The following is a 25,947-nucleotide window of genomic DNA, read 5'->3' on the forward strand; positions in this document are numbered from 1 at the left end:
GGCGCTGCGTGCGTCGCACGAGACGATGGACCCGTGGCCGGTGGCGGTGAAAGCCTGCGCGGCCGGTGATGTGACGGTGAGGGTGGCCGTTACTGGACGGGGGTGCCGCCGCGCCAGACTCTTCTGGGCTTCAGGCCGAAGCCCCAGGCGAAGGCGCCTTCGTGGTCGGCGTCCCACTGGACGATGTCGGCGAGGCGGCCGGGGGCGAGGACGCCGCGGTCGGGGGTGCCGAGGACGGTGGCGCCGCCGAGGGTGGCGGCTCGCAGTGCGTCGCCGACGCTGATGCCGAAGGCGGCTACGGCGAGGCTGATGACCAGGGACATCGAGGTGATGCCGCAGTGGCCGGGGTTGTGGTCGCTGCCGAGGGCCACGGTGACGCCTTGTGCGAGCATGCGGCGGACCGGGGGGAGGGTCTGCTGCTGGAGCGCGGTGCCGGGGCAGACGACGGCGGGGACGCCGTAGCGGGACAGCAGCGCGATGTCCTCCTCGGCGGTGTGGTGGAGGAGGTCGGCGGAGGCGCAGCCGAGCTCGGCGGCGAGCTGGACGGCGCCGCGGCGCTTGTAGGCGCCGGCGTGAACGCGCGGGAGCAGGCCGACGTTGCGGCCGCAGGTGAGGACGTAACGGGCTTCGTCGGGGGTGAAGTGGCCGTCGTCACAGTAGACGTCCACGCTGTCGGCGCCTGCCGCGGCGGCGTCGGCGCACCAGGCGCCGACGGCCTCGACGTAGTCGCGCTGCCGGCCGAAGTACTCAGGTGGGACGAGGTGGGCCGCGAGGAAGGTGACGTGCACCCGCGGCATCATCGGTTCCTTCTCGAGCTCGCGCAGCAGGCGGACGTCGGCCAGCTCGCCGTCGCGGGTGAGGTGGTAGCCGGTCTTGGCCTCGACGGTGGTGGTGCCGTTGAGCAGCCAGTCGCGCAGGCGCTCGCGGACGCCGTTGCACAGGGTCCACGGATCGGTGCCCCGGGTCACGGTCACGGTGGAGCCGATGCCGCCGCCCGCGGCGGTGATGGCGCTCGGCGACGAGCCGCCGGAACGCATGGCGAGCTCGGCGTAGCGGTTGCCGGCGTACACCGGGTGGGTGTGCGCGTCGATGAGACCGGGGGTGACGAGGGATCCGCCGAGGTTCTCGACGTGGTCGACGTCCACGATGTCGTCGACGACGCCTGGCACGCTCTGCGGCAGGTCGGCGGCACGGCCGACCCACGCGATGCGGTCGTTGTGCACCAGGATGGCGGCGTTGCTGCAGACGTCGTTGCCCGTCCAGAGCCTGCCGATGTTGGTCAGCAGCCGTACCGTCATGGCATCACCACCCCGCCGGGGACCTCGGCGACGTGCCGGCATGCCTTCGGAGCCCAGCTCACGATGGGCACCACGCCCGCCGGGTCCGCCAGGTTTCCGGACGTCATTGGGGGGTCTCCTGATCTCATCCGCACTGACGTGCGATGACGGCACCGCCCGGATCATGGCCGGGCGATTCAGTTCAGTTACGTTATTTCACAGGTCGGCTCGGTGTACAGGGTTATTGAGAAGAACACCGGTTCGTCTCCCCTGTCCTCGACGGGACCACCAGCACCCCGCCATGACGAAACTCCGCTCCCCAGCGACCACCGGCGTCGATCGCGCCCCTGCCGTAGCAGCAGTCACAAGCGTCGTCATGCGAAACCAGCGCCAGAATGTCTTGGTTAGGGTTTCCATATCGTAGCAATAACAGAGGCGCACCGGCCACAGCGCTTTTCCAGGGCCTCTGCGAGCTTTACCGCATATGTCAGGCTTTGCGGCGTTTCATCCTCTTCGTCACGCTACGGAAGGACGGACCCGCTTGCGCAGTGAAATGATCTTACTCCGTCACCGTGTAGCCTGCGTCGAGAGCGTGTTCTACTCGACGACCAATAGGCGGGCCCGGGAGTTGCCTTGACCGTGCAGGACCATACCAGCAGGAGCCACGTCCAGGAGCTGATGCGCGACCGGGAGGACCAGATCCTCCAGCGCTGGGTCGAGATCTCCACCCAGCCGCTGCGCGGCCGCATCAGTGACATCGACGCGCGCAAGGAGCTCCAGGAGATCTACCGCGCCTTCCTGCGGTCGTTCTCCGACACCGACGGCGCCTCCGAGTTGCACGGGCTCCTTTCCGACCTGTCACGTACCCGTGCGCGCCAGGGTTTCACACCGAGGGAGACCGCGGTCACGGTCTTCGGGCTGAAGGAAGCGGTCTACGAGTCGGTGGAGGCCCATGGCGGCGAGGAGGCCCTGCGTGGTTTCGTCTGGCTGTCGCGCTCCATCGACGACCTCGGGTTGCTGACGTTCGAGACCTACGCCGCCGCGCGCGAGAAGATCATCACCGATCAGGCCGAAGAGCTGCTGGAGTTGTCCACCCCGGTGGTGAAACTGTGGGAGGGCATCGTCGGCGTGCCGCTCATCGGCACGCTGGACTCGGCGCGCACCCAGGTCGTCATGGAGAAGCTGCTGCAGACGCTGGTGGACACCGGTTCGGAGTACGCGGTGATCGACATCACCGGCGTGCCGGCCGTGGACACCGAGGTGGCCCAGCACCTCCTCAAAACCGTGATGGCGGCCCGGCTGATGGGTGCCAACTGCGTCATCTCCGGCATACGTCCGCAGATCGCGCACACCATCGTCACCCTCGGCATCGAGTTCGGCGACATCGTCACCAAGGCCTCGCTCGCGGACGCCTTGGCGTACGTGCTGCGGCAGAGCGGCGTCCAGATCACCTCCAAGGTCAAGTCCCGGATCGCGGTGCGGACCGAGGAGGCCTGATGGACCGCGTCCCCATCCTCAAGATCGGCGACATCCTGCTCGTCTCCATCCAGGGCGACCTCGACGATCACACGGTGCTGACCCTGCAAGAGGACATCGCGGACAAGGTGGTCAGCACCGGCGCGATCGGCCTGATCATCGACATCACCGCAGTGGAGATCGTCGACTCGTTCGTGGGCCGCATGCTGTCGACCATCGCCGGCATGGCGCGCATGCTCGACGCCGACACCATTGTCGTCGGCATGCGACCGGCGGTCGCGATCACACTGGTCGAACTGGGCCTGACCCTCGGCGGCCTGCGCACGGCGCTCGACCTGGAGAAAGGCATCGCCATGCTGAACCAGGGCGCCGCCACCCCTGCGGATGATCTGTCAGCGGTCGGTCCGTGAGCGTCCCTTCCGCGACCGGGACCGTCCTGGAACTCGCCATCAGTTCCAACGACGACGTGGTGATCGTGCGGCAGCGGGTCCGGGCCAGTGCCATCGAGCTCGGGCTGTCCCTCGTGGACCAGACCAAGGTGGTCACCGCGGCGAGCGAGCTCGCCAGGAACACCCTGGTGCACGCGGGAGGCGGCCGCGCACGCATCGAGGTCCTCCAGCAGCCCGGCGGCCGCAAGGGCCTGCGCCTGACGTTCAGCGACGACGGGCCCGGCATCCCCGACATCCGGCTGGCGCTGACCGACGGGTGGACCAGCGGCAGCGGTCTCGGCCTCGGCCTGAGCGGCAGCAAACGGCTCGTCGACGAGTTCGACCTGGACTCCGAGCCCGGCCGGGGAACGGTCGTGACGGTGACGAAGTGGACGCGCTGATCCCGAGGCAGGACCAGTGGCTGAGGATGGAGGACGCGAGCGCCATCGGCGCCGCCCGCCGGATCGCCACCGCGCTCGCCTCCGCGGGAGGCTTCGACGACGAGCGGACCGGCCGGGTCGGTGTCGCGGTCAGTGAGGCGGCCTCCAACCTCGTCAAGCACGCCGACGCCGGGACCATGCTGATCCGGCCGCACCCCGAGGCCGCGACCACCATCGAGATCGTCTGCGTGGACGAGGGCCCCGGCATGGCCGACATCGTCGCCAGGACGCGGGACGGCTACTCCACCGCCGGCACCCTCGGCATCGGCCTCGGCGCCATCTCGAGGCTGACCGACGCCTGGGACGTCGACTCGCGTCCCGGCCGCGGCACGGTGCTCAGCATGAGCTTCCACAAGCCGGGAAGCGCCGCCGCCGGCACGCGCGAGTGCGGGCTGTACCGGCCGGTCGGCGACGAGGTCGCCTGCGGCGACGCGTTCGCGGTGCGTGACGCGGGGGACACGATGACCGCCATCGTGTGCGACGGCCTCGGTCACGGCATCGCCGCCGCGGCGGCGTCCGCCGAGGCGGTGCGCGTCTTCCGCTCCTTCCCCGACGTCTCCCCCGGCACGGTCGTCACGCGGGTGCACGAGGCGCTCGGCGGCACGAGAGGCGGAGCGGTGGCCGTCGTCCGCGTCGATCGGGTGAGCCGTAAAGCCGTGTACGCCGGAGTCGGCAACATCTCGGGGTGGATCGTGCGTGCCGACGGCAGGCAGGGCATGGTGTCGGTCCCCGGCATCGCGGGCCATCGCGCGCGCGGCGTACGCGAGGCGACCTACGAGCTTCCCGAGCACGGCGTCGTGGTGATGCACTCCGACGGCCTGACCGACCGCTGGTCCCTGCAGTCCTACCCCGGCCTGCTGACGCATACCGCGCCGGTGCTCGCCGGCACGCTCCTGCGCGACTGGGCCGTGCGCCGCGACGACGCGTGCGTGCTGGTGATCCGGGCGGAGCGATGAGCGGGGACGGCGGTGGCGATGGCCGGTGAGCTGCTGACCACGGTGGTCCACGACGACCGCGACGTCTTCACCGTGCGCCAGATCGGCCGCGAGGTGGCCGAGGCCGTCGGACTGGACGATCTGGACCGCATCAGGGTCGGCACCGCGCTCAGCGAGGTGGGCCGTGAGCTCGTCGCCGGTTCCCGGGACGCGCACATCGCGTTCCGCGTGGAATCCGCCGTGCTGATCGTGGAGATCACCTATACGGCCGGCCGGCAGAGCATCCCACCGGCCGGGGTCATGCTGGCGAGCCGGTTGATGGACGATGTCAGGCATGACACCGGGGTGCGCACCATCACGATGACCAAGAGGATCGCGAACGGCCGCGCGCCGGGTGATGAGGTGCTCGGCGAGCTGAGGGCCCGCATGACCGATTCGGCCCCCACCGGCGTGCTCGACGAGCTGCGGCAGCAGAACCGCGAGCTCGCGGCGGCGCTTGATGACGCGCAGGCCCAGCGCGAGCGCCTCCTCCAGCTGAACGCCGAGCTGGAGGAGACCAACGCCGGCGTGCTCGCGCTGTACAACCAGCTGTCCGAGGAGCTGGAGGAGACCAACCGCGGCGTGGTGGCCCTGTACGCCGAGCTGGACGAGAAGTCGGCGCAGCTGCGGGAGGCCAGCGAGGCCAGGAACCGTTTCTGGGCGACCATCAGCCATGAGCTGCGCACCCCGCTCAACTCGGTGATCGGCCTTGTGCGGCTGCTGCTCGGCCCGGGTGGCGATTCCCTCACCGAGGAACAGCAGCTGCAGATCGAGCTGATCGGTTCCTCGGCGCAGACCCTGCTGGCCCTGGTCAGCGAGCTGCTCGACATGGCCAAGGCCGAGTCGGGCCGGATCACCCCCACCTGGTCGCAGGTCGACCTGACGGACATGGCCGAGCGGCTGCGCATGACGCTGCGTCCCACCAGCGGCGCCGACACGGTGCGGCTGGTGGTGGACGTGTCAGGGGGGCCCCGCGTACTGGTGACCGACGAGGTGCTGCTGACCCGCATCCTGCGCAACCTGCTGTCCAACGCGCTGAAGTTCACCGAGGCGGGTGAGGTGAGCATGTCGGCGCGGCTGGACGGCGACGACATCGTCTTCGTGGTCGCCGACACCGGCATCGGCATCCCGCGCGAGTACCAGCAGCGGGTGTTCGAGGAGTTCTACCAGGTCCCCGGCACCGCCGCGCTGAACGGCCGCGGCACCGGGCTCGGTCTGCCGTACGCGCGGCGACTGACCGAGGCGCTTGGCGGTACGCTGCATCTGTCCAGCACGCCGGGCTCTGGCACCTCGGTCACGGTCCGGCTGCCGCTCGTGTCGGACGCGCCGGGTGACGGCATCCCCGGCACATCCGCCGGCACCTCCGGCCCCGGCGAACCTGACACCCCCGGGGAGGGATGATGGCCACGGAGTCACCCGGCACCGTCCTCGTCGTCGACGACACCCCCACCAAGCGTTACATCCTCGGCAGCTGGCTGCGCCGCGCGGGGCACCACGTGGTCGAGGCGAGCGGCGGCCAGGAAGCGCTCACCCTGGTGCGCGAGATCCTCCCCGACGTGGTCGTGCTGGACGTCCGGCTGCCCGACATCGACGGTTACGAGGTGTGCGAGCGCATCAAGGCCGACCCCGAGACCGCCGCGCTGCCGGTGCTGCAGATCTCCGCGCACGCCATCGGCGCGGCCGAACGCACCCTTGGTCTCGACCGCGGCGCCGACGCGTACATGGCGGAGCCGATCGAGCCCGAGGAGTTCATCGCCACGGTGCACGCGGCGCTGCGCTACTCCCGGGCCCGCACCCGGGCCGAGCGCATCGCGCACCGGCTGCGACGTCTCACCCAGATCACCCTGGAGATCAACGCCACCAGGACGTTCGGCGAGCTGATGAGCGTCGCCGTCGAAGGCACCGCGAACGTGCTCGAACGGCGCAGCGGCGCGCTGGCGATGGCGCTGGACGGCGTGGTCCGCCGGTACACGGCGCTGGAGCCGGGCCGTCCCGCCGCGCGGCTCGGCGCGCCGGCCGACATCCTCGACAGGGTGTCGCTGCTGACGCTCGGCGAGTCGGCCGGCACCGCCGAGCTGTCGCTGACCGAGGAACGGTGGCGGGAGATCCTGCCGGAGTCCGACACGCGGGGGGACATCACGGGGGTGCTGTCCCGCACCAAGAGCGGCCATGATCCGGTGTTCCTCGGGGTCGAAGGCACGAAGCCGCTGGACTCCGACGAGCTGGACATCCTCAAGCAGCTCGGTCAGGCCATCGCGCTGGCAGTGGACGCGCTGCGCGCCTACGCCGAGGAGCACCTGATCGCGCTCACCCTGCAGCGCAGCTTCCTGCCGGCCAAGGTGCCCCAGGTCCCCGGCCTGGAGCTCGCGGTGCGCTACCAGCCGGCGGTGGACAACGTCGAGGTCGGCGGCGACTTCTACGAGGTCACGCCGCTCGGCGACCGGCTGCTCGTCGGGATCGGCGACGTGCAGGGCCATTCGCTGCACGCGGCCACGGTCATGGCCGAGCTGCGGCACGGCCTGCGCGCTCTGGCCGTCGAGGGCTGCGACCTCGGCGCGATCCTCGGACGGCTCAACGACATGCTGCGCCTCCACCATCCGAGCATGACGGCCACCGTCTGCCTGATGCTGATCGACCCCAAGGACGGCTCGGTCGAGATGGCCAACGCCGGCCACATCCCCCCGGTGATCATCGGAGACGGCCAGGCGCACTACCACGGCTGGGGCAACCTGCTCATCGGGGCCGCGCCTGAGCGGTACCGCGTGGACCGGTTCTCCCTTCCGGACAAGGGTGCGCTGCTGTTGTTCACCGACGGCCTCATCGAGGACCGCGACGTGCCGCTCGACAAGAGCATGGAGGTCGTGCGGCAGCTGTCCATGGCGTTCGACCGGGATCCGGAGCTGTTCTGCGACCGCCTCATCGACCACTTCGGGGCCCGCGAGGACGACGTGGCCGTGGTCGCCCTGCGCCGCACGACCTGAAACGCCGGAAGGACCGGCAGGGATACCCCTGACCGGCCCTTCGGTCCTACGCGGTGTCTAAACGGTCTCGACGGGCTTGGCGACCCGGTCGAGCTCGGCGTGCAACATCGACGGCACCCTGGCGTGCAGGACGGTGCCGTCGCCGGTGTGGTCCACCGACAGCACCTCACCCTCCTCGTGGGCCCGTGCGACCAGGTCACCCCGGTCGTACGGCACCAGCATGCGCACCTCGTGGTCCAGCCGCGGCAGTTCCCGCTGGATGACCTCGATCAACTCGGCGATGCCGGCCCCGGTGCGCGCGGACACCACCACGCTGTGCCGCTCAAGCATCCGGAGTCTGGCGAGCACGACGGGGTCGGCCGCGTCGGCCTTGTTGACCACGATGATCTCAGGGATGCCTCTGGCCCCCTCGATGTCGGAGAACACCTCGCGTACGGCGGCGATCTGGGACTCGGGGTCGGGGTGCGAGCCGTCCACGACGTGGAGGATCAGGTCGGCGTCGCCGACCTCCTCCAGAGTGGAGCGGAACGCTTCGACGAGCTGGTGCGGCAGGTGCCGGACGAACCCGACGGTGTCGGTCAGCGTGAACCGGCGGCCGTCGGGGGTGCGGGCCTGGCGCACGGTCGGGTCGAGGGTGGCGAACAGCGCGTCCTCCACCAGCACACCGGCACCGGTCAGGCGGTTGAGCAGCGACGACTTGCCGGCGTTGGTGTAGCCGGCGATGGCCACCGACGGCACCTCGCGGGCCTGGCGCGACGACCGCTTGGTGTCGCGGGCCACGGACATGCCGCCGATCTGGCGCCGCAGCTTGGCCATGCGCTCGCGGATGCGGCGCCGGTCCAGTTCGATCTTGGTCTCGCCGGGGCCGCGGCCACCGATGCCGACGCCGCCGGCGGCCCGGCCGCCGACCTGGCGCGACAGGTTGCCACCCCAGCCGCGCAGGCGCGGCAGCAGGTAGCTGAGCTGGGCCAGCTCGACCTGTGCCTTGCCCTCGCGGCTCTTGGCGTGCTGCGCGAAGATGTCGAGGATGAGGGCCGTGCGGTCGATGACCTTGACCTTCACGACCTCTTCGAGCTGCCGCAGCTGGCCGGGGGTCAGTTCGCCGTCGCAGATCACGGTGTCGGCGCCGCTCGCGATGACCGTGTCGCGCAGCTCCTGGGCCTTGCCGGAGCCGATGTAGGTGGCGGTGTCGGGCCGCTGGCGGCGCTGGATGAGGCCTTCCAGGACCACCGATCCCGCGGTCTCGGCGAGGAGCTTCAGCTCCTGCAGGGAGTTCTCCGCGTCGGTCACAGTGCCGGTCGTCCAGACCCCGACGAGCACGACGCGTTCCAGGCGGAGCTGCCGGTACTCGACCTCGGTGATGTCCTGGAGCTCGGTGGAGAGCCCGGCCACCCGGCGGAGCGCCTGGCGCTCCTCCAGCTCGTAGTCGCCGTCGGCGAGGGTCTCGTAGGGCTCGTTCTGCATGAATGTCGTCTTCGTGGTTATGTCGCGCTCCTCGGCGCTCGTTGGGTTCACCGCTTCACACAGTTCAACACTGACGATCCCACGGTGTCTTCCCCGATGGTGCCACGCCGTACCAGAGGTTTCACCTCCTTATCACCGGGGTTTGCCCCGGAGTCAGGCTTTGAGCACCTTGGCGTCGCCTGAGCCGGTCTTCAGGATCAGGCGACGCTCCGAGGAGGCGTCGGTGGTGACGTCGACCGTCCGGCTGCCGGAACCGGTCTCCGCGGTCACGTTGTACTCGTCGGCCGGCACGTGGACGGTGGCGTTGCCGGAGCCGGTGCTGACCTGCACGTCGAACGGCGCGACGGTGAAGCGCAGCTCGACGTCACCGGACCCGGTCTCGGCGATGGCGCGGTGGCCGGTCAGCCCGTTGGCGTCGATGTCCCCCGAGCCGGTGAAGGCGTCCAGCTCGCCGCTGACCGACCGCAGGGTGATGTCACCGGAACCGGTCCTCAGCTTGGCGCTCATGCCGTCGGGCAGCTCCACCCGGTAGTCCACGCCGCAGTTCCAGTCGTCGCGCGCGCACTCGTACGACAGGCGCAGCGTGCCACCGTCCACGGGGTGCTCGCTCTTGGGCTGCTCGCTCTTCCAGTGCATCGTCTCGGTCACCCGGATCCTCTTGCCGGTGCCGCGGACGATCTCGATGTCCCCGGCGCCGGTCTGCACGTCGAGCGCGCCGACCCTGCCACCGGTGACGTCGTACGTCTGGCTGTGCTCCTTGGTGGGGGAGGCGATGGTCCGCAGGCCGCAGCCGCTCAGCACCAGCCCGGCGCACACCACGGCGCCGGCGGCGATCATCGTCGTCTTGGTCATGCTGTGAGGATGCCGTCCGCGTGGCCGCCGGGTCATCGGGGAAGGCCCCGAGTCGAACCCTGGCCGGACCCTGCCGGGACCCGCGTTGACCCCTGAGACGACCATGAAGTAGCGTCGATTCCGCGATTCAAAATATAGTTTCCACTTGGTGGAAAAGATGAAGGGAAGCCCATGGACGGCGTCGACATCAAGGGCCCCATGCTCGACCGTTTCGACCAGATCCTCACGCCGGAGGCGCTGGAGTTCGTCGCGGCCCTGCAGCGGCGGTTCGACGGCCGGCGCCGTGAACTGCTCGACGCGCGCCAGGCGCGGCAGGCCGAGCTGTCCGCCGGCGGCACGCTGGACTTCCTCCCCGAGACCGCGCGCATCCGCGCGGACGACTCGTGGCGGGTCGCGCCACCGGCCCCCGGCCTGGTGGACCGGCGGGTCGAGATCACCGGCCCGGTGGACCGCAAGATGACCGTCAACGCGCTCAACTCCGGCGCCAAGGTCTGGCTCGCCGACTTCGAGGACGCCAACTCGCCGCTGTGGGAGAACGTCGTCAACGGCCAGCTCAATCTGCGTGACGCGCTGGACCGCACCATCGACTTCGCGACCGGCGGCAAGAGCTACGCGCTGCGTCCCGACGACGAGCTCGCCACCGTCGTGGTGCGTCCACGCGGCTGGCACCTCACCGAGAAGCACGTGCTGGTGGACGGCGAGCGGTTCTCCGCGTCGCTGTTCGACTTCGGGCTGTACTTCTTCCACTGCGCCGCACGGCAGATCACCAAGGGCCGCGGGCCGTACTTCTACCTGCCGAAGATGGAGTCCCACCTGGAGGCGCGGCTCTGGAACGAGGTGTTCACCGAGGCGCAGCGTGCGCTCGGGGTGCCGCACGGCACGATCAGGGCCACCGTCCTCATCGAGACCTACCCCGCGGCCTTCGAGATGGACGAGATCCTCTACGAGCTGCGCGACCACTCCGCCGGGCTGAACGCCGGCCGGTGGGACTACCTGTTCAGCGTGATCAAGAAGTTCCGCACCCGCGGCAGGGAGTTCCTGCTGCCCGAGCGCAACGCCGTCACCATGACCGCGCCGTTCATGCGGGCCTACACCGAGCTGCTGGTGCGCACGTGCCACCGGCGCGGCGCGCACGCCATCGGCGGCATGGCGGCGTTCATCCCCTCCCGCCGCGACCCCGAGGTCAACAAGGTGGCCCTGGAGAAGGTGCGCGCCGACAAGACCCGCGAGTCCGGCGACGGGTTCGACGGCTCGTGGGTGGCGCATCCGGACCTGGTGCCGGTGTGCCGCGAGGTGTTCGACGCGGTGCTCGGCGACCGGCCGAACCAGCTCGACCGGCTCCGTGAGGACGTCTCGGTGAGCGCCGCCGACCTGCTCTCGGTCGACAAGACCCCCGGCGAGATCACCGAGGCGGGGCTGCGCAACAACGTGGATGTGGCGCTGCGCTACCTGGCGGCGTGGATGGCGGGCTCCGGCGCGGCGGCCATCCACAACCTGATGGAGGACGCCGCGACCGCCGAGATCTCCCGCTCGCAGATCTGGCAGTGGATCCACAACGACATCCGGCTCGCCGACACCGGGAACGTCGTCACGCGGGAGCTGGTGGAGCAGGTGATCGGCGAGGAGCTCTCCGCGATGCGCGAGGAGCCGGGGTTCGACGCCGCGCGGTTCGAACAGGCCGCCGAGCTGTTCAAGGAGGTCGCGCTGGACGACGACTTCGCCGAGTTCCTGACCCTGCCGGCCTACGCGCGCATGCCGTGACCGCCACCGCGTCCCCCCTGCCGGACCTGACGGCGCGGCTGCTGCGGCTGCTCGGCCCCGGGTCGGTGATCACCGACCCGGTGCGGCTGCGCACCTACGAGTGCGACGGCCTGACCTACCACCGGGCCACCCCCGCCGTCGTGGTGCTGCCGGAGACGGCCGAGCAGGTGGCCGCGGTGGTGCGTGAGTGCGACGCGGCCGGCACGCCGTTCGTGGCGCGCGGCGCCGGCACGGGGCTGTCCGGCGGCGCGGTGCCGCGCACCGACGGGGTGCTGATCGTGATGTCGCGCATGCGGCGGATCCTCCAGATCGACATCCCGAACCGGCGTGCAGTCGTGGAACCGGGGGTGACCAACCTCGCGATCACCGAGGCGGCGGCTCCGCACGGGTACTACTACGCGCCTGATCCCTCCAGCAGGCAGGTCTGCTCCATCGGCGGCAACGTCGCGGAGAACTCCGGCGGCGCGCACTGCCTGAAGTACGGCTTCACGGTGAACCACGTGCTGGCCGTCGAGCTGGTCACGCCGCAGGGGGAGATCGTGACGCTGGACGCCGACGACCCCGGGTACGACCTGCTCGGCGCCTTCATCGGCTCGGAAGGCACCCTCGGCATCGCCACCAAGATCACCGTACGGCTGAGCCGCGCGCCTGAGACGGTGACCACGCTGCTGGCCGCCTTCCCCGGCGTGGAGTCCGGCGGCACGGCCGTGTCGGCGATCATCGCGGCCGGCATCGTGCCCGCGGCGATCGAGATGATGGACGCGCTCGCCATCGAGGCCGCCGAGGCGGCGGTGCGGTGCGGCTACCCGGCAGGCGCCGGCGCCGTGCTGATCGTCGAGCTGGACGGCCCGGCCGCCGAGGTGGCCGCGCAGTTCACGCGGGTGCGCGAGCTGTGTCTGAGCAGCGGCGCGTTCGAGACGCGTACCGCCGACGACCCGGCGGAGCGGGAGGCGATCTGGAAGGGCCGCCGGTCGGCGTTCGCCGCCGTGGGCCGGATCAGCCCGGCCTACCTCGTGCAGGACGGCGTGGTGCCGCGCACGGCGCTGCCGCAGGTGCTCGCCGGCATCGAGGAGCTGTCGGCGCGGTTCGGCGTCCGGGTGGCGAACGTCTTCCACGCGGGGGACGGCAACCTGCACCCGCTGGTGCTGTTCGACGACACCGAGGACGGGGCCGGTGAGCGGGCCGAGCAGGTGTCGGCCGAGATCCTCGCGCTGTGCGTGGCGTACGGCGGGTCCATCACCGGCGAGCACGGCATCGGGGTGGACAAGGCCAAGCACATGACCGCGATGTTCGGCCCGGACGACCTGGACACCATGCAGCTGCTGCGCTGCGCCTTCGACCCGCGCGGCCTGTCCAACCCCGGCAAGGTCTTCCCGACGCCGCGCCTGTGCGGGGAGGCGCCGGGGGTGCGCAAAGGCGTGCACCCGCTGGTGGCCTCAGGAGAGGCGGAACTGTTCTGATGCGCGTCGTGCGGAGACACCGATGAACGCCGGCACGGAGCTGTCGGGGACCGGTGTGGCGGTACGGGACGCCGGCCCCGGCGACACGGTCGCCGGGGCCGAGCCCCGGTGGGTCGCCTCCCCCGCGTCCACCGAGGAGGTCGCGGTCGTGCTGCGTGCCGCGGCGCGGCGCGGGCTCGCCGTGGTCCCGGCCGGCGGACGTACCAAGATCGGCTGGGGTGGACCGCCTGAGCGGTGCGACCTGCTGCTCGACACCCGGCGCCTGGACCAGGTGCTGGAGCACGAGGCCGGTGACCTGGTGGTCCGGGTGCAGGCGGGGCTGCCTGTGCGGGATCTCGGCGAGGCGCTCGCGGCGTCCGGCCAGGAGCTGGCTCTGGACGTGCCGCCGGGGCCCGCCACCGTCGGCGGGGTGCTCGCCACCGGGGCCGCCGGACCGCGGCGCCTGCGGTACGGCACCGGACGCGACCTGCTCATCGGGATCACGGTCGTCCTCGCGGACGGCACGGTCGCCAGGGCCGGCGGCAGGGTCGTCAAGAACGTCGCCGGGTACGACCTCGGCAAGCTGTTCACCGGCTCGCTCGGCACCCTCGGCGTGATCACCGAGGCGACCTTCCGGCTGCGTCCGCTCCCCTCCTCCCGCGCCTACGTCACCGCCACGGCACCCGAGGCCGGCCGGCTCGACGCCGTCGGCGCCGTCGCCGGGTCACCGCTCGAACCGAGCGCCGTCGAGATCGACGTCCCCGATCCCGGCGGGCCGGCGACCGTGACCGTCCTGATCGAAGGCGTCGCGGCCGGCGAGCGCGCCGAAGCCGCCGGGGACCTGCTCGGCGCCGTCGTGCCGCCGTCGGCCACCCCGCCGGCCTGGTGGGGGTCACCGCCGGACGGCGGGTACCTGCTCGAACTGCGGGTGCCGCCGGCCTCGGCGGGGCACGCCATCGGCGTGGTGGCCGAGGCCGCGGGGCCGCTCGCCGTCCACGTGCGCGGGTCGGCCGCCTGTGCCGTCCTGTGGCTCGGGCTGGACGCCGCGGCACCCGCCGGGGCCGTCGGCGCGTTCGTGTCACGGGTACGGGCCGCGCTCGGGACCCGCGGCGGCAGACTGGTCGTATGGGACACTCCGGCCACCGGGCCGCTGGACCGCTGGGGGCCGGTGGGGGCCGCCGCGCTCATGCGGCGGGTCAAGGAACGGTTCGACCCCGAGGACCGGATGGCGCCGGGCCGGACCCCCGGCGCGGGGAAGGCGGGGTGAGACGATGGACCCCGAGCTGATCGGCGACTGCGTGCACTGCGGTTTCTGCCTGCCGGCCTGCCCCACCTACACGTTGTGGGGTGAGGAGATGGACTCGCCGCGCGGCCGGATCCACCTGATGAAGCAGCACGTCGAAGGCACACCGATGACGGCCGAGATGGCGGGCCACTTCGACGCGTGCCTCGGCTGCATGGCCTGCGTCCCCGCGTGTCCGTCGGGGGTGCGGTACGACAAGCTGATCGAGTCCACGAGGGCCGAGGTGGAGCGCCTGCGGCGCCGTCCCCTGGCCGACCGGGTGTTCCGCGGGCTGGTGTTCGGGCTGTTCCCCTACCCCCGCCGGCTGCGGGCCCTGCGTACGCCGCTGCGTGCGGGCCAAGGGCTGCGGTCCCGCGCACGGCCGCTGCTGGAACGGCTCGACGCGCGCCTCGCGGCCATGGCGGAGCTCGCGCCGCAGGCGCCGCGGCGGCGGGTGCGGCTGCCGGAGCGGGTGGCGGCGCGCGGGCCGCGCAGAGCGACCGTGGGGCTGCTCACGGGGTGCGTGCAGAGCGAGTTCTTCCCCCAGGTGAACGCCGCCACGGCGCGGGTCCTCGCGCTTGAGGGATGCGACGTGGTGATCCCGCGAGGGCAGGGGTGCTGCGGCGCGCTGTCGGTGCACTCGGGACGGCCGCAGGAGGCGGCGCGGTTCGCGCGGCGCACCGTCGAGACGTTCGAGCGGGCCGGGGTGACGACCGTGGTGGTCAACGCGGCCGGATGCGGGTCGAGCACCAAGGAGTACGCCGACCTCCTGGCCGGCGATCCGGCGTGGGCCGGCCGGGTCCGCGCGCTGCGGTTCGCCGACCTGTCGGAGTTCCTCGCCGAACTCGGCCCGGCGGCGGAGCGGCATCCGCTGCCGATGACCGTGGCCTACCACGACGCCTGCCACCTGGCGCACGCGCAGGGGGTGCGCGACCAGCCGCGCGCGCTGCTCGCCGGCGTGCCGGGGCTGACGCTCAGGGAGATCGCCGAAGGGTCCCTGTGCTGCGGTTCGGCGGGGACGTACAACCTGTTCCAGCCGGAGGCGGCACGGGAGCTCGGTGACCGCAAGGCCGAGCGGGTGCGCGAGGCGGCGGCCGACCTGCTGGTGTCGGCCAATCCCGGGTGCACGATGCAGATCGCGGCGGCGATGCGGCGCCGCGGTGCGGACATCAGGGTCGCGCACACCGCCGAGGTGCTCGACGCCTCGCTGCGCGGCCTGCCTCCCACGGCTCTCGGCGGCCCGGCATGACGGTGCAGAGTGTGGACCGCGCGCTCGACGTGCTGGAGGCGCTGGCGGAGCGCGGCGGCGCGGCGGCGCTCTCGGAGATCGCGGCGCGCACGGGGCTGCCGTACGGGACGATCCACCGGCTGCTGCGGTCGCTGCTGGCGCGGGGGTACGTGCGCCAGGAGTCCGACCGGCGGTACGCGCTCGGCGGCGCGCTGGTGCGGCTCGGCGGGGTGGCCGAAGGCATGATCGGCGTGTGGGCCCAGCCGTACCTGGAGAAGATGGTGGCGCTGTCGGGGGAGACGGCCAACCTGGCCGTGCTGGAAGGCGATTTCGTGGTGTACGTCGCGCAGGCGGCCTCGCCGCGGCGGCTGCGGATGTTCGCCGAGGTGGGACGGCGTGTGCTGCCGCACAGCACCGCGGTCGGCAAGGTGCTGCTCGCCGACCGGCCGGACGCCGCCGCCGTGCTCGGCCGCACCGGACTGCCGCACCGGACCGAGCACACGATCACGGCCGCCGGCGCTCTGCTCGCGGAGCTGGCCGTCGTGCGCGAGCGCGGGTACGCCATGGATCTCGGCGAGGAGGAGCTCGGGGTGCACTGCCTGGCGGTCCCGGTGCCGGACGGCGGAGGCCGGGTGGTGGCCGCCATGTCGGTCTCCGGGCCCGCGGAGCGGATCGACGCGCTGGACCAGGAGACGCTGGCCGCGGGGATGCGGGACCTCGCGCGTGCCTTCGGCGCCGAGCTCGGTCCCGCCGGCTGACCGCCGGGCTCACCAGGTGTTCTCCGTGGGGTGCTCGCACAGGCAGAAGACCGCGCCGAACGGGTCGGCGACCACGGCGACCCGGCCGTGCGGCATGTCGTAGGTGCCGATCAGCACCTGGCCGCCGGCCCGCTCGATGCGTCGCTCCGCGGCCTCGCTGTCGTCCACCGTCAGGTAGCTGGTCCAGTGCGGCGGCCTCGGCGGCTGTTCGCCGTCCATCCGCAGCCGTCCGCACACCGGCCGCGACGCGACCTTCCACAGCACGTAGTCGAAGTCGACGCCGTCCCCCACCTGCTCGGCCTCGTAGCCGAACAGAGCGGTGTAGAACTTGTCGGCCACCACGGAGCTGCGCGCGAACAGTTCGTTCCAGCACATGGCGCCGATCTCCTTGTACAGCAGAGGCGGGCTTTCCTTCCCCAGCTGCAGGAGACCGAACCCCGCCCCTTCCCGGTCCATGGCCATGGCGACCCGTCCAAGACCCGGCAGGTCCGTCGGCAGCACCACCAGTTCGCCGTTGTTGGCCTGCACCCGGACCGCCGACGCGTCGACCTGCGAGGTGGCGAGGTAGACGTTCCACGTCGCCAAGCAGTTCTCCATGCCGACCGGTGGCGGGGTCAGGCCGGCCACCGGCATGTCGTCCATCAGGCACATCGTGTAGTCCCAGACCTTCGGGCCGAGAGACCGGAAGGTCCAGCCGAACACCTCGCCGTAGAAGTGCGCGGCGCCGCCGAGGTCGGTGACGGTGAGCTCGGGCCAGCACGGCGCTCCGTCGGAATACTGGGTGCATTTCGGCATCCGGCACCCCCTCACAAGGACTCGGACACGACCCTCAGGCCATCGTCGCACCCGAAGCGGGACACCGGCCGGCCGGGTTCACCGTTGCTGCGGCGTGATGTTGATCGCTCCGTTCTGCGGCACCGGGACGACCTGCACCCGGCCGTCCTGGATGGCCTTCCAGAGGATGGCCCCCTGCGGGCCGAGCACCTTCACCAGCTGCTTGATCGACTCGATCTCGGTCTGGACCTTGGTGTTGATCTGCTGCTGCGCGAGGTTCTGCTGCTTGGCGGCCTGCTCGGCGGCGAGCGCGTCGATCAGGCTCTGCGGCGGCTCGGGCTTCTGGATGGTCAGGACCACGTCGCCGCAGTCACCGGTGCCGCCGTAGCTCGGCTGGCAGAAGTAGTCGGCCCCGGCGGTCTCCTTGATGAACTGCCTGGCGAGCTGGCCGACCCGCTGCTCCCACTGCTGCTTGGCGTTCGGGTCGTTGAACAGCTTCTTCCACTCGAACTCCTGGGACGCGGCGTCCATCGCGCGGTCCAGGGGCTGCTTGAAGTAGAAGTTCAGCATGCGGCGCCAGCCGTCGGAAGTGCTCTCACCCTCGAAGTAGGCGCCGTACTTCAGGCCGATGCGCTCGTGGAACTGGCGCAGGACGGCGCAGTTGGTGTTCAGCGTGAACGTCGCCGAGCCCGCCACGTTCAGCTCGACGTTGTCCTTGGACACGATGCTGATCGGCTTGGACTCGGCGTCCTCGGAACCGGAGAAGTCGAACGTGCGCTGGCCGAACGGGTAGGCGTACGAAGTGTCGCCAGGGCCGAGGAACGTGGCGCCGCTGGACGGGGTGATGCACTTGGTGAACTTGATCGCCTCGAACGGGCCGCCTGCGTAGTGCAGGCGCACCTCGTCCGGCGCCGTACTGACCTTGGTGCAGCCACTCGCCACGAACCCCAGCACCACGATCGCGATGACCGCGAGCAGCAAGGCCCGCAAGACCAGCCGTCCTCGTCCTTTCGCCCCTGCCTGCGCGTCGGCCGTCTTGCGTGCGTTCATCGCCCTTCCGCCTTTACTCGTGCTTTACGGTCGGCCGATCTTATGGCACGGGTCAGGCGCACTGGGTGAGCATCGTCTCCTTGTCCGCAGGAGTGACCGGAAGTTCATATTTCAGCGCCACCTGCGCGAAACGGAGGGCATACGCGCAGCGGATCGAGCGGTTCGGCGGCAGCCACGTCGCCGGCCCCGAGTCCCCCTTGGAGGAGTTGGTCGACCCGTCCACCGGCATGAGGTTCAGCGGGTCGTTGGCGATCCGCATCCGCTTGGACTTGCTCCAGCGGGACGCACCCATCTGCCAGTCGTACGACAACGGCATCACGTGGTCGATCTGCACCTCGGCGGCGTCCTCCTTGCGCCACTCGATCGTCGTGCCGGTGTAGGGGTCGTACAACGACATCGACACCAGGACGCACTTCGACCCCGACCGGTACTTCAGGTCCTTGCCGTCCCTGGCCAGCACGTCGTTGCGCGTGTCACAGCCGTTGCGGCCGAACGGCACCTCGTCCACGTTGTCGGCCCACGCGTACCCGAACTCGTCCCGGTCGTAGCCGGTCTTGGCGCCGCGTCCCTTGGTGTCCACCTTCTGGATCACGTCGACGGCCGCCGCGCGGTCCTTCTTCGACCGCACCTCCCCGAGGCCCGGCTCGGTGCCGTCGGGATTGTCCAGCGGGCTGACCCCGGCGGCCTTCCCGCCGCCACCGTCACCCGCTCCCCCGCCACCTCCACCGCCGCCGCCTCCCGCGGCGTCAAGGGGTGCGCATCCCATCAACCCGAGAACCAGCCCACCCGCGACGAAACCTCGCAGCCAGCGCCGCCCCACAGCCCACCCCCAGGAGTACACGAAAGGTAAAAGATACGTATATCAATTACCCCGAAGTACCCCAATTAGCCGCAGCGTGGTCAACAAAAGGATCTTCGCAAGCGGCGCCACCCGCCGGTGGCCGGTCACCCTCCGGCGGGTCCGCTCAGCGGTGTCCGTCAGGCGCGGCCGTAGGCGTCGTCGAGCCGCTCGATGTCGTCCTCGTCGAAGTGGCCGAACGCGACCTCCAGGATGCGCGCGGCAGGGCCCGAGGAGGACAGGCGATGGGTCTGCCCCGCACGGATCAGCACCCGCTGACCGACGACCGGCTCGACGCGCTCACCGTCGATCTCGAAGACCAGGCCGGGATCGAGCGCGACCCACAGCTCGTCCCGGTGCTTGTGACGCTGCAGGCTGAGCCGCTGCCCCGCCGCCACCTCGATGATCTTGACGGTCGAGGTCTCGTTGTGTGTGAACCGCTCGAAGTTCCCCCACGGACGCTCGTCACGCACCACCGCGCCGAGCCGATCGATCTCCAGCACTACAGCCCTCCACTGACCCGCGAGATAGAGACCGCTTACTCTCCCACAACCGGATTAACAACCCGAGAATCCCACAAGAGCACGAAGTAACCCAGCCCGCCACGACGGTGGATACGTGGCGGGCCCCCGGCCCGTCCGGACGGACGGGCCGGCCAGGAAAGGTCAGAGACCGTACTCCTTGATGATGCGCTCATGACGCTCGGCCTCGATGCCCGCCGCGCGAGCGAGGTCCAGCCAGGCCAGCGGGTGGGACCAGCGCTCGGTGGCGTCGTCGAGCACGGCGTCGAGCTGAGCGGGCTCCACGCCGGGGGGAACGGCGATCCAGCCGTACACACCCTGAAGGCTCTCACCGGAGGTGGGATGGGTGACGGTGTAGTTGTCCTCGCTGTAGACCCACATGGGCCAGCCGCGCTCGGCCATCAGCTCGTTGAACTCGGTCCAGTCGTCCTCGCCGGGGGCCGCGCCGTCGAAGAACCAGCTCGTGTAGCCGCCGGGCCGGAGCATGGAGACGGCGGCGAACGGGATGACGAAGCTCTCCTGCTGCTGAGGGTCCTCGGGTACCGGCTCCAGCGGCCGGGGGTCGATGACGACGATGTCACCGGCGTTGTAGTCCATGCCGCGGGGCTGCGGGATGAGCAGCCGCGCGGTCGCGGGGCCGGTGCGCACCGACAGCACCTCGCGGCGGCTGCCGTCGGAGACGGGAAGCACGACCCGCACGAGGTGCCACTCCTCCTCGATCGGGCCCTCGGTGCCGTCGACGTCCATGCCGAGCTTGGCCGCGCCGGCGCGCACCAGGGCCCAGTCCTCGGCGGCGGTGGCCATGACGATCATGCGCCACACGTCCTCCTCCTCGGAGGCACCGGACTCGACGATCTTGTGGAGCAGTGCCGCGCCTTCGGCGTTGTCGCCGAGCTGCTGCGCCGCTCCCGCGAGCAGGCGCTGCGCCTCAAGCGCCACCCCACCCTCGGCCCCGGCCGCCACCGACGCGGCGGCCTCCTCGCGCACCTGCTCCCAGCGCTCGCGCGCGCGGTGCAGCCGCGCCAGAGCGAGATGGCGGGACGGCTCCGGCAGCATGGCCGCGAACCGCTCCACCCGCTCGTCCTGACCGGCCTCGATCAGCACCCCGGTGAGGTAGCCGACGTCGTCGGGCTCGGCCTGCGCCGGGTCGGCGGAGTCGACGATCTGCTTCCACAGCAGGTCGGCGCCGATCGGCGCGTACCCGAGGAAGGCGATGGTCGTGGTGTGGCGGCGCGTGGCCTCCAGATCGGTCCCCGACAGCGGGGCCAGCCAGCCGACCCACCGCTCAGGGTCGGCGTTGTGGCCGTCGGCCGCGTCGAAGTAGGCCACCAGCTCGTCCTGCGGGCCGGGAGCGGGCAACGGCGTGGCGGCGTCGGCGGCGGCCCGCAACTCGGCCACCCGCTCGGCCACACCGTCGGCGACCCGCAGGTCGGCCGTCCAGGCCTCGGCCAGATCGGCCAGAGCGCGCGCCTGCCAGATGCCCTTGCGCGCCACCGCGAGGTGGCCGGCGATCAGCGCCAGCTCGACCCGGCCGCGGTGCACACCCATGCTCTCGTAGTAACCCATCCACTGGCGCAGCACCCGGCCGAGCTGCCAGGTGTTGGCGATGACCTGGTCGAGCAGGCGCACCGCACGGGCCCACTCCACCCAGTCGCGGGGGTGCTCGCCGATGACGTCGAGATCGGGCAGCGCCTCCAGCGCGGCGGCGTGGCGGCCCGCGGTGGCGAGCACCAGCGCGCGCAGCACACCCTCACGGTGCGGCTTGGACACCGGGTCGTCGGCCGGGAAGTCCTTGGCGGCGTCGAGCTCGGTGCGGGCCTCCTCGGTGCGGCCCGCCGCGAGCAGCGCGCGCACCCCCATGGCGGCGAGCTCCCAGCTCACCTGCGCGTCCGCGGCCCGGCGGCCGGTCACCGCGGACTGGTGGTAGGTGACGGCCTGCTCGTGCTCACCCGCGTCCAGAAGCGCCGAGACGTACTGCGCGGCGAGACCGCAGAACGCCGCGGAGTCGTGGGCCACGCCGTCCAGCACGGCGCCGAGAGCCGCCAGCCGCTCGGCGGCGTACCCCGGGCCGTCGGTGTTGGCCTGGGTGAGGGCCACCGCCTCGACGGCGGCCGGCGTGGAGGGGCACTCCTTGACGTCCGCCCTGCGGGAGAACTCGGCCAGCGCCTCGGCGTCGCCGAGGGCCACCGCACCCTGATGGCGGTCGCCGACCCGGCTCAGCAGATGCCAGTAACGCGCGAAGAACTCCAGCCACGGCTGGTTCAGCTCCTGGGCCTGCTGGGCCACCGCGGGGGCCATCACGTCAAGCTGGGCATAACGGCCCTCGAAGACCTGCGCGGGCAGGTCACCCAGCGCGATGGCAAGACCGGTGTTACCGGCTTCGTGCAGTTGCCGCTGGGTGTCCGCCACCCATGCCCAGATGTCAACGTCCATGGCAGGCCAGTCTGCCAGTTCACAGGGCCTGCCCCAAACATGCGAGCGGTGCCCTGGGGATACCGAGGACCGTATGTGGCCGGCGAGCACGAGAAGTCACGGAAGTTTTTCCCCGCCGTCGCCAGAACAACGGTGGCCGGCCACCGGCCGCGCCGCTTTCCCCGCGCGGGTCAGATCGACGGCGGGCCGCAGGAGGTGGCCGGACACGACACCTCGTGGCCCGCGTGCGGGGTCAGATCAGGGTCGTGGCGGGGTGGTCACCGGAGGCCACGAGGACGGCCGGGCCGGTCAGCAGGCTGGTCTGCGGGGTGAGGGTGACGGTGAGCAGGCCGCCGAGCACCTCCACCGTCCAGGTGCCTGTGGTCTCGCCGGCGGCGTGCGCGGCGGCGACGGCCGAGGCCACGGCGCCGGTGCCGCAGGACCGGGTCTCCCCCGAGCCGCGCTCGTGGACCCGCATGACGACACGGCGCTCACCCACGGGGTTGACGATCTCGACGTTGACGCCGGTGGGGAACACCGCGGGGTCGAAACCGGGATGTGCGCCGAGGTCGAGACGGGCCACCGGCTCGCCGGTGAGGCACGCCAGGTGCGGGTTCCCCATGTCGACGACCAGGCCGGTGTAGTGCGTGCCGGCCACCGTCGTCCAGCTCTCACCCTTGACGAGTGGGGGCCCCATGTCGACGGTCACCATGCCGTCCGGCGCGATGCTGACCGGCCGCACACCGGCGCGGGTCACCACGTCGAACCCGGCCGGGTCGGCGAGACCCGCCTCGGCGAGATAGCGCGCGAAGACACGCAGGCCGTTGCCGCACATCTCGGCCATGCCGCCGTCGGCGTTGCGGTAGTCCATGAACCACTCGGCGTCACCGGTGTAACCGGCCTCGCGGCGGGCCCTCGCGATGATCTCGCTCGCCTCGGCGCTCAGCTTCACCGGCACCACACGCAGCACGCCGTCGGCGCCGATGCCGGAGCGCCGGTCGCACAGGGCCGCGATCGAGGTGGCGGACAGTTCGAGCACACCATCTGGATCGGGCAGGATGACGAAGTCGTTCTCTGTGCCGTGCCCCTTGACGAAACGCATGTCACAACATCCTACGCCCGCACCGCCTCGATCGCCTGCCGGACGAGGTCAGGAGCGTCGTACGGCAGCCAGCGCACCCGCGGGTCGCGGCGGAACCACGACTCCTGACGGCGCGCGAACCGCCGTGTGGCCCTGACGGTCTCCTCGACGGCCTGCTCCTCGGTCCACTCCCCCGCGAGGAACCGCAGCACCTGCGCGTAACCGAGGGCCCGTCCCGCCGTACGGCCGTCCGCGAGGCCCCGGCCGGCCAGAGCACGCACCTCGCCGACGAGGCCGGCGTCCCACATGCGGCGCACACGCAGCGCGATGCGCTCATCGAGCTCCGGCCGCGGGACCTGGAGGCCGATCTGCACGGACGGATAGACCGCGTCGTAGGACGGCATGGTCGCGGAGAACGGCCGGCCGGACAGCTCGATGACCTCGAGCGCGCGCACGACACGGCGGCCGTTGCTCGGCAGCACCGCCTCGGCCGCGACCGGGTCGAGCTCCTTCAGCCGCTGGTGCAGGGCCGCCGGCCCGAGGGTTTCGAGCTCGGCCTCCAAGCGCGCACGGACCTCGGGGTCGGTGCCGGGGAACTCCAGGTCGTCGAGCGCGGCCCTGACGTACAGGCCGGAACCGCCGACCAGGATCGGGACGGTGCCTCGCGCGCGCATGCCGTCGATGAGGGGCCTGGCGAGACGCTGGTACTCGGCGACGCTGGCGGCCCGGGTGACGTCCCAGATGTCGAGCAGGTGATGGGGGACGCCGCGGCGCTCGGCCGTGGTGAGCTTGGCGGTGCCGACGTCCATGCCGCGGTAGAGCTGCATCGAGTCGGCGTTGATCGCCTCACCGCCGAGCCGCAGGGCCAGCTCCACGGCCAGGTCGGACTTACCGGCCGCGGTGGGGCCGACCACGGCCACGACCGCCGGCGCGTCCATCACAGGGCCCAGTCGAGTGTCGGCTGGAGGTAGCCCTCCAGGGTGAGCAGCCAGCGCTTGTCCTCGACGCCTTCGCCGCCGCTGAACCCCCCGAGCCCGTTGCCCGCGACGACGCGGTGGCACGGGACGATCACCGGGATGGGGTTGCTCCCCATCACCGAGCCGATGGCCCTCGCCGGGACGCCCGCCGCGCTGCTCTCCGCCAGCGCGCCGTACGTGGTGACCTGGCCGTACCCGACGGTGGCGGTGAGCGTGCCGAGGACCTTGCGCTGCAGAGGGGACATCAGGCGCCAGTCGATCGGAACGTCGAACACACGTCTCTCACCGGCGAAGTACCCGGCCAGCTCGTCCCTGGCCTGCCTCGCCGGCGTCGCGTCGGCCGTCTCGGGAAGCCTGAGCCGCGCCACGATGGCCCGCCGCACAGCGTCACCGTCGTGAAACGCGGTCGCGGCCACCCCGTCGCCGGTGACCGCCACGAGGAAGTCCCCGAGCGGCGTCTCCACCGTGCCGAACGCGACCCCCGTCATGCTTCCGCCTTCCCGACCCACCGATGTCATCTCTCACGGTAGCGGCGGCCGGTGACATCTCCCGACGGTGTCGCTCGAACGGCACGAGCCGCCATGCTCTCCGCGCGACCCGGGGCCCTTATCCAGGGATCGCCTCCTCGGCGCCACGCGGAACGCGACTGGAGAGTCGCGTTCTCAGCGGTGCCAGGAGACCACGTGGTAGCCGACACCGTACGGCGCCTCGTCGTACAGCACCTCCGCCTGGAACGTGTCTTTCCTCCCCGCTCCGGCGAGTACCTGGAGCGCCGCGCGGCCCCCCACCCAGAGCTCGTCGGCCTCTGCGGGATCCAGCGCACCCAGCGCCGTCACGTCCGCCGCGGCGAGGGCTCGTACCAGAGCCCGGTCGTAATCCTCGGCGCCGGGCTGGAGGTACCCCGGAGCCTTGACGGTGAGCGCGGCCGAACCGTCGGCCATGACGAGCAGCGCGACCCGTGAGGCGCGCTCCGCCAGCTCCGCGCCGATGGCGAGACATTCCTCAGGCCCGGCGTCCACCGCCACGGCCCGGTACTCGTCCGGCCTCCCCACCCCGGCCCGGTCCAGCAACCACCGGCCGACGGTGAGCGACAGCGGAAGCACCGCCGTCCCCTCCCCCACCCGGACGTCCACCCCCCAGGGAGCCAGCGTCCCCGCGGCATCGGCGGGATACACCGCACCGGCCGCGCCACCCCCCACGACCACCACCTCGTCCGCGTCCCGCAGGCCCCGGATCGCCGCCACACAACTCTCCCGCAACCCGTCCAACTCCCCCGCCGCACCCCCCGCCAACTCGGGAACAATCAACGGAGGATGCGGACACACAGCAGCGGCGACAAGCACAAGATCAGGCTAACCACTCCCTGCCCCGTCCTCACACCGACCCGGCCGACCGGCTGACCACCGTAACCCGGCGCCGATCTCACCGCACCACTTCCCGCCGTACCGGCGCCGTCCAAGAACCACAGCCAGGAGCACGCGGTGTGGCCCGGAGCGCGCAGTGCAGAGCCACTCGGAACATGCAGTGCAGAAACTCACCTGGCTCGGCTGGATCGCCATGCAACTAGCCGACTACACCACCGCCACCGACCTGGGCCGGCCGCGGCCACCTCTTCTGGATGTCGGCCGGCTGGAACCGCCGCTCCGAGCGTAGTGAGCCGGTGGAACAAGAGAGGTCACCGCGATGGTGTGGTGATCCTGCTGATACCGAGGGTGTCGACCGCAGGCAGGATCCCCGCTTCCGGTACCGGTCAGCTCGGCCAGGCGCTCGAGCCGAGCGCCTGGCACGGCCCTTACCCCAGGTCGTCGGTGGGACGCTCGATCCGATCCCGCGACTCCCAGCTCTCCGGCCGGACGCCACACCACTCCGAGCGTGCGGTGCCGCTCGGCCGACCGATAAGCGGCATCGGTACTACCAGCCCGCGTACCAGGCTG

24 protein-coding genes are annotated in these 25,947 nt (G+C 71.4%); 12 read left to right on the forward strand and 12 right to left on the reverse strand.

The genetic code is table 11. The features are described from left to right. Positions 1 to 89: 89 nt before the first annotated feature. Positions 90 to 1,298, reverse strand: a complete 1,209-nt coding sequence (locus BJ992_RS22515; RefSeq protein ID WP_184984165.1) for an amidohydrolase family protein — start codon at positions 1,296 to 1,298, stop codon at positions 90 to 92. Positions 1,299 to 1,916: 618 nt separating this feature from the next. On the opposite strand from BJ992_RS22515, the gene BJ992_RS22520 reads away from it, so the two are divergent. Genes BJ992_RS22520 through BJ992_RS22545 form a run of 6 tightly spaced genes read left to right on the forward strand, consistent with a single transcriptional unit; the run spans position 1,917 to position 7,576 of the window. Further along, positions 1,917 to 2,774 (forward strand): STAS domain-containing protein, encoded by an 858-nt coding sequence (locus BJ992_RS22520; RefSeq protein ID WP_343072989.1) that lies wholly within the window; start codon positions 1,917 to 1,919, stop codon positions 2,772 to 2,774. Next, a complete protein-coding gene (locus BJ992_RS22525; RefSeq protein WP_184984167.1) occupies positions 2,774 to 3,163 on the forward strand; it encodes an STAS domain-containing protein in 390 nt (129 codons plus the stop codon). Before BJ992_RS22520 ends, BJ992_RS22525 begins: the two co-directional genes overlap by 1 nt. Then, complete coding sequence (locus BJ992_RS22530; RefSeq protein ID WP_343072805.1) at positions 3,160 to 3,582, forward strand: anti-sigma regulatory factor; 423 nt, start codon at positions 3,160 to 3,162, stop codon at positions 3,580 to 3,582. The genes BJ992_RS22525 and BJ992_RS22530 overlap by 4 nt, the downstream gene beginning before the upstream one ends. After that, a complete protein-coding gene (locus BJ992_RS22535) occupies positions 3,570 to 4,577 on the forward strand; it encodes an ATP-binding protein (RefSeq protein WP_343072806.1) in 1,008 nt (335 codons plus the stop codon). Before BJ992_RS22530 ends, BJ992_RS22535 begins: the two co-directional genes overlap by 13 nt. Positions 4,578 to 4,595: 18 nt before the next feature. Further along, the gene (locus BJ992_RS22540; protein ID WP_184984169.1) at positions 4,596 to 5,996 is read left to right on the forward strand and encodes a sensor histidine kinase; all 1,401 of its coding nucleotides are present in this window, start codon (positions 4,596 to 4,598) and stop codon (positions 5,994 to 5,996) included. Continuing rightward, positions 5,996 to 7,576 carry a fused response regulator/phosphatase gene (locus BJ992_RS22545; protein ID WP_184984171.1) on the forward strand — a complete coding sequence of 527 codons (1,581 nt, stop codon included), beginning with the start codon at positions 5,996 to 5,998 and terminating at the stop codon, positions 7,574 to 7,576. Before BJ992_RS22540 ends, BJ992_RS22545 begins: the two co-directional genes overlap by 1 nt. 57 nt (positions 7,577 to 7,633) lie before the next feature. Here the strand turns inward: BJ992_RS22545 and hflX are convergent, their stop codons facing one another. Next, positions 7,634 to 9,040, reverse strand: a complete 1,407-nt coding sequence (gene hflX, locus BJ992_RS22550; protein ID WP_184988723.1) for a GTPase HflX — start codon at positions 9,038 to 9,040, stop codon at positions 7,634 to 7,636. A gap of 153 nt (positions 9,041 to 9,193) precedes the next feature. Continuing rightward, complete coding sequence (locus tag BJ992_RS22555) at positions 9,194 to 9,892, reverse strand: DUF4097 family beta strand repeat-containing protein (RefSeq protein ID WP_184984173.1); 699 nt, start codon at positions 9,890 to 9,892, stop codon at positions 9,194 to 9,196. A 171-nt stretch (positions 9,893 to 10,063) separates the two neighbouring features. Here BJ992_RS22555 and aceB point away from each other — a divergent pair, with 171 nt between their 5' ends. Genes aceB through BJ992_RS22580 form a run of 5 tightly spaced genes read left to right on the forward strand, consistent with a single transcriptional unit; the run spans position 10,064 to position 16,360 of the window. Next, positions 10,064 to 11,653 carry a malate synthase A gene (aceB, locus tag BJ992_RS22560; RefSeq protein WP_184984176.1) on the forward strand — a complete coding sequence of 530 codons (1,590 nt, stop codon included), beginning with the start codon at positions 10,064 to 10,066 and terminating at the stop codon, positions 11,651 to 11,653. After that, positions 11,650 to 13,113, forward strand: a complete 1,464-nt coding sequence (locus BJ992_RS22565) for an FAD-linked oxidase C-terminal domain-containing protein (RefSeq protein WP_425503692.1) — start codon at positions 11,650 to 11,652, stop codon at positions 13,111 to 13,113. Before aceB ends, BJ992_RS22565 begins: the two co-directional genes overlap by 4 nt. 22 nt (positions 13,114 to 13,135) lie before the next feature. Then, positions 13,136 to 14,359: an FAD-binding oxidoreductase gene (locus BJ992_RS22570; RefSeq protein ID WP_184984178.1), complete on the forward strand. Its 1,224-nt coding sequence runs from the start codon at positions 13,136 to 13,138 to the stop codon at positions 14,357 to 14,359. A 4-nt stretch (positions 14,360 to 14,363) separates the two neighbouring features. Then, the gene (locus BJ992_RS22575; RefSeq protein WP_184984180.1) at positions 14,364 to 15,623 is read left to right on the forward strand and encodes a (Fe-S)-binding protein; all 1,260 of its coding nucleotides are present in this window, start codon (positions 14,364 to 14,366) and stop codon (positions 15,621 to 15,623) included. After that, complete coding sequence (locus tag BJ992_RS22580; RefSeq protein ID WP_184984182.1) at positions 15,620 to 16,360, forward strand: IclR family transcriptional regulator; 741 nt, start codon at positions 15,620 to 15,622, stop codon at positions 16,358 to 16,360. The genes BJ992_RS22575 and BJ992_RS22580 overlap by 4 nt, the downstream gene beginning before the upstream one ends. Positions 16,361 to 16,369: 9 nt before the next feature. On the opposite strand, the gene BJ992_RS22585 is transcribed toward BJ992_RS22580, so the two are convergent. The 9 genes from BJ992_RS22585 to BJ992_RS22625 all read right to left on the reverse strand — a co-directional run bounded on the left by BJ992_RS22585 (position 16,370) and on the right by BJ992_RS22625 (position 25,257). Next, on the reverse strand, positions 16,370 to 17,155 hold the full coding sequence (locus tag BJ992_RS22585; protein WP_184984185.1) for a VOC family protein: 786 nt from the start codon (positions 17,153 to 17,155) through the stop codon (positions 16,370 to 16,372). 78 nt (positions 17,156 to 17,233) lie between these two features. Continuing rightward, on the reverse strand, positions 17,234 to 18,184 hold the full coding sequence (locus tag BJ992_RS22590; protein ID WP_184984187.1) for an SPFH domain-containing protein: 951 nt from the start codon (positions 18,182 to 18,184) through the stop codon (positions 17,234 to 17,236). A 52-nt stretch (positions 18,185 to 18,236) separates the two neighbouring features. Continuing rightward, positions 18,237 to 19,004 carry an HNH endonuclease family protein gene (locus BJ992_RS22595; RefSeq protein WP_343072807.1) on the reverse strand — a complete coding sequence of 256 codons (768 nt, stop codon included), beginning with the start codon at positions 19,002 to 19,004 and terminating at the stop codon, positions 18,237 to 18,239. Positions 19,005 to 19,162: 158 nt separating this feature from the next. Next, complete coding sequence (locus tag BJ992_RS22600) at positions 19,163 to 19,525, reverse strand: cupin domain-containing protein (RefSeq protein WP_184984189.1); 363 nt, start codon at positions 19,523 to 19,525, stop codon at positions 19,163 to 19,165. Between the two features lie 162 nt (positions 19,526 to 19,687). Further along, positions 19,688 to 21,976 (reverse strand): tetratricopeptide repeat protein, encoded by a 2,289-nt coding sequence (locus BJ992_RS22605; protein ID WP_184984191.1) that lies wholly within the window; start codon positions 21,974 to 21,976, stop codon positions 19,688 to 19,690. 232 nt (positions 21,977 to 22,208) lie between these two features. Then, positions 22,209 to 23,057 carry a diaminopimelate epimerase gene (dapF, locus tag BJ992_RS22610; protein WP_184984193.1) on the reverse strand — a complete coding sequence of 283 codons (849 nt, stop codon included), beginning with the start codon at positions 23,055 to 23,057 and terminating at the stop codon, positions 22,209 to 22,211. 11 nt (positions 23,058 to 23,068) lie between these two features. After that, positions 23,069 to 23,974, reverse strand: coding sequence for a tRNA (adenosine(37)-N6)-dimethylallyltransferase MiaA (gene miaA / locus BJ992_RS22615; RefSeq protein ID WP_184988731.1), 906 nt, complete (start codon positions 23,972 to 23,974; stop codon positions 23,069 to 23,071). After that, positions 23,974 to 24,501, reverse strand: a complete 528-nt coding sequence (locus BJ992_RS22620) for a methylated-DNA--[protein]-cysteine S-methyltransferase (RefSeq protein ID WP_184984195.1) — start codon at positions 24,499 to 24,501, stop codon at positions 23,974 to 23,976. Before BJ992_RS22620 ends, miaA begins: the two co-directional genes overlap by 1 nt. A gap of 174 nt (positions 24,502 to 24,675) precedes the next feature. Continuing rightward, positions 24,676 to 25,257 (reverse strand): class III extradiol ring-cleavage dioxygenase family protein, encoded by a 582-nt coding sequence (locus BJ992_RS22625; RefSeq protein WP_343072808.1) that lies wholly within the window; start codon positions 25,255 to 25,257, stop codon positions 24,676 to 24,678. Positions 25,258 to 25,537: 280 nt separating this feature from the next. On the opposite strand from BJ992_RS22625, the gene BJ992_RS33920 reads away from it, so the two are divergent. Further along, positions 25,538 to 25,666 (forward strand): hypothetical protein, encoded by a 129-nt coding sequence (locus BJ992_RS33920; protein ID WP_281390443.1) that lies wholly within the window; start codon positions 25,538 to 25,540, stop codon positions 25,664 to 25,666. Positions 25,667 to 25,947: the final 281 nt, after the last annotated feature.

Origin of the sequence: Sphaerisporangium rubeum (assembly GCF_014207705.1) — a bacterium.
Lineage (GTDB): Bacteria > Actinomycetota > Actinomycetes > Streptosporangiales > Streptosporangiaceae > Sphaerisporangium > Sphaerisporangium rubeum.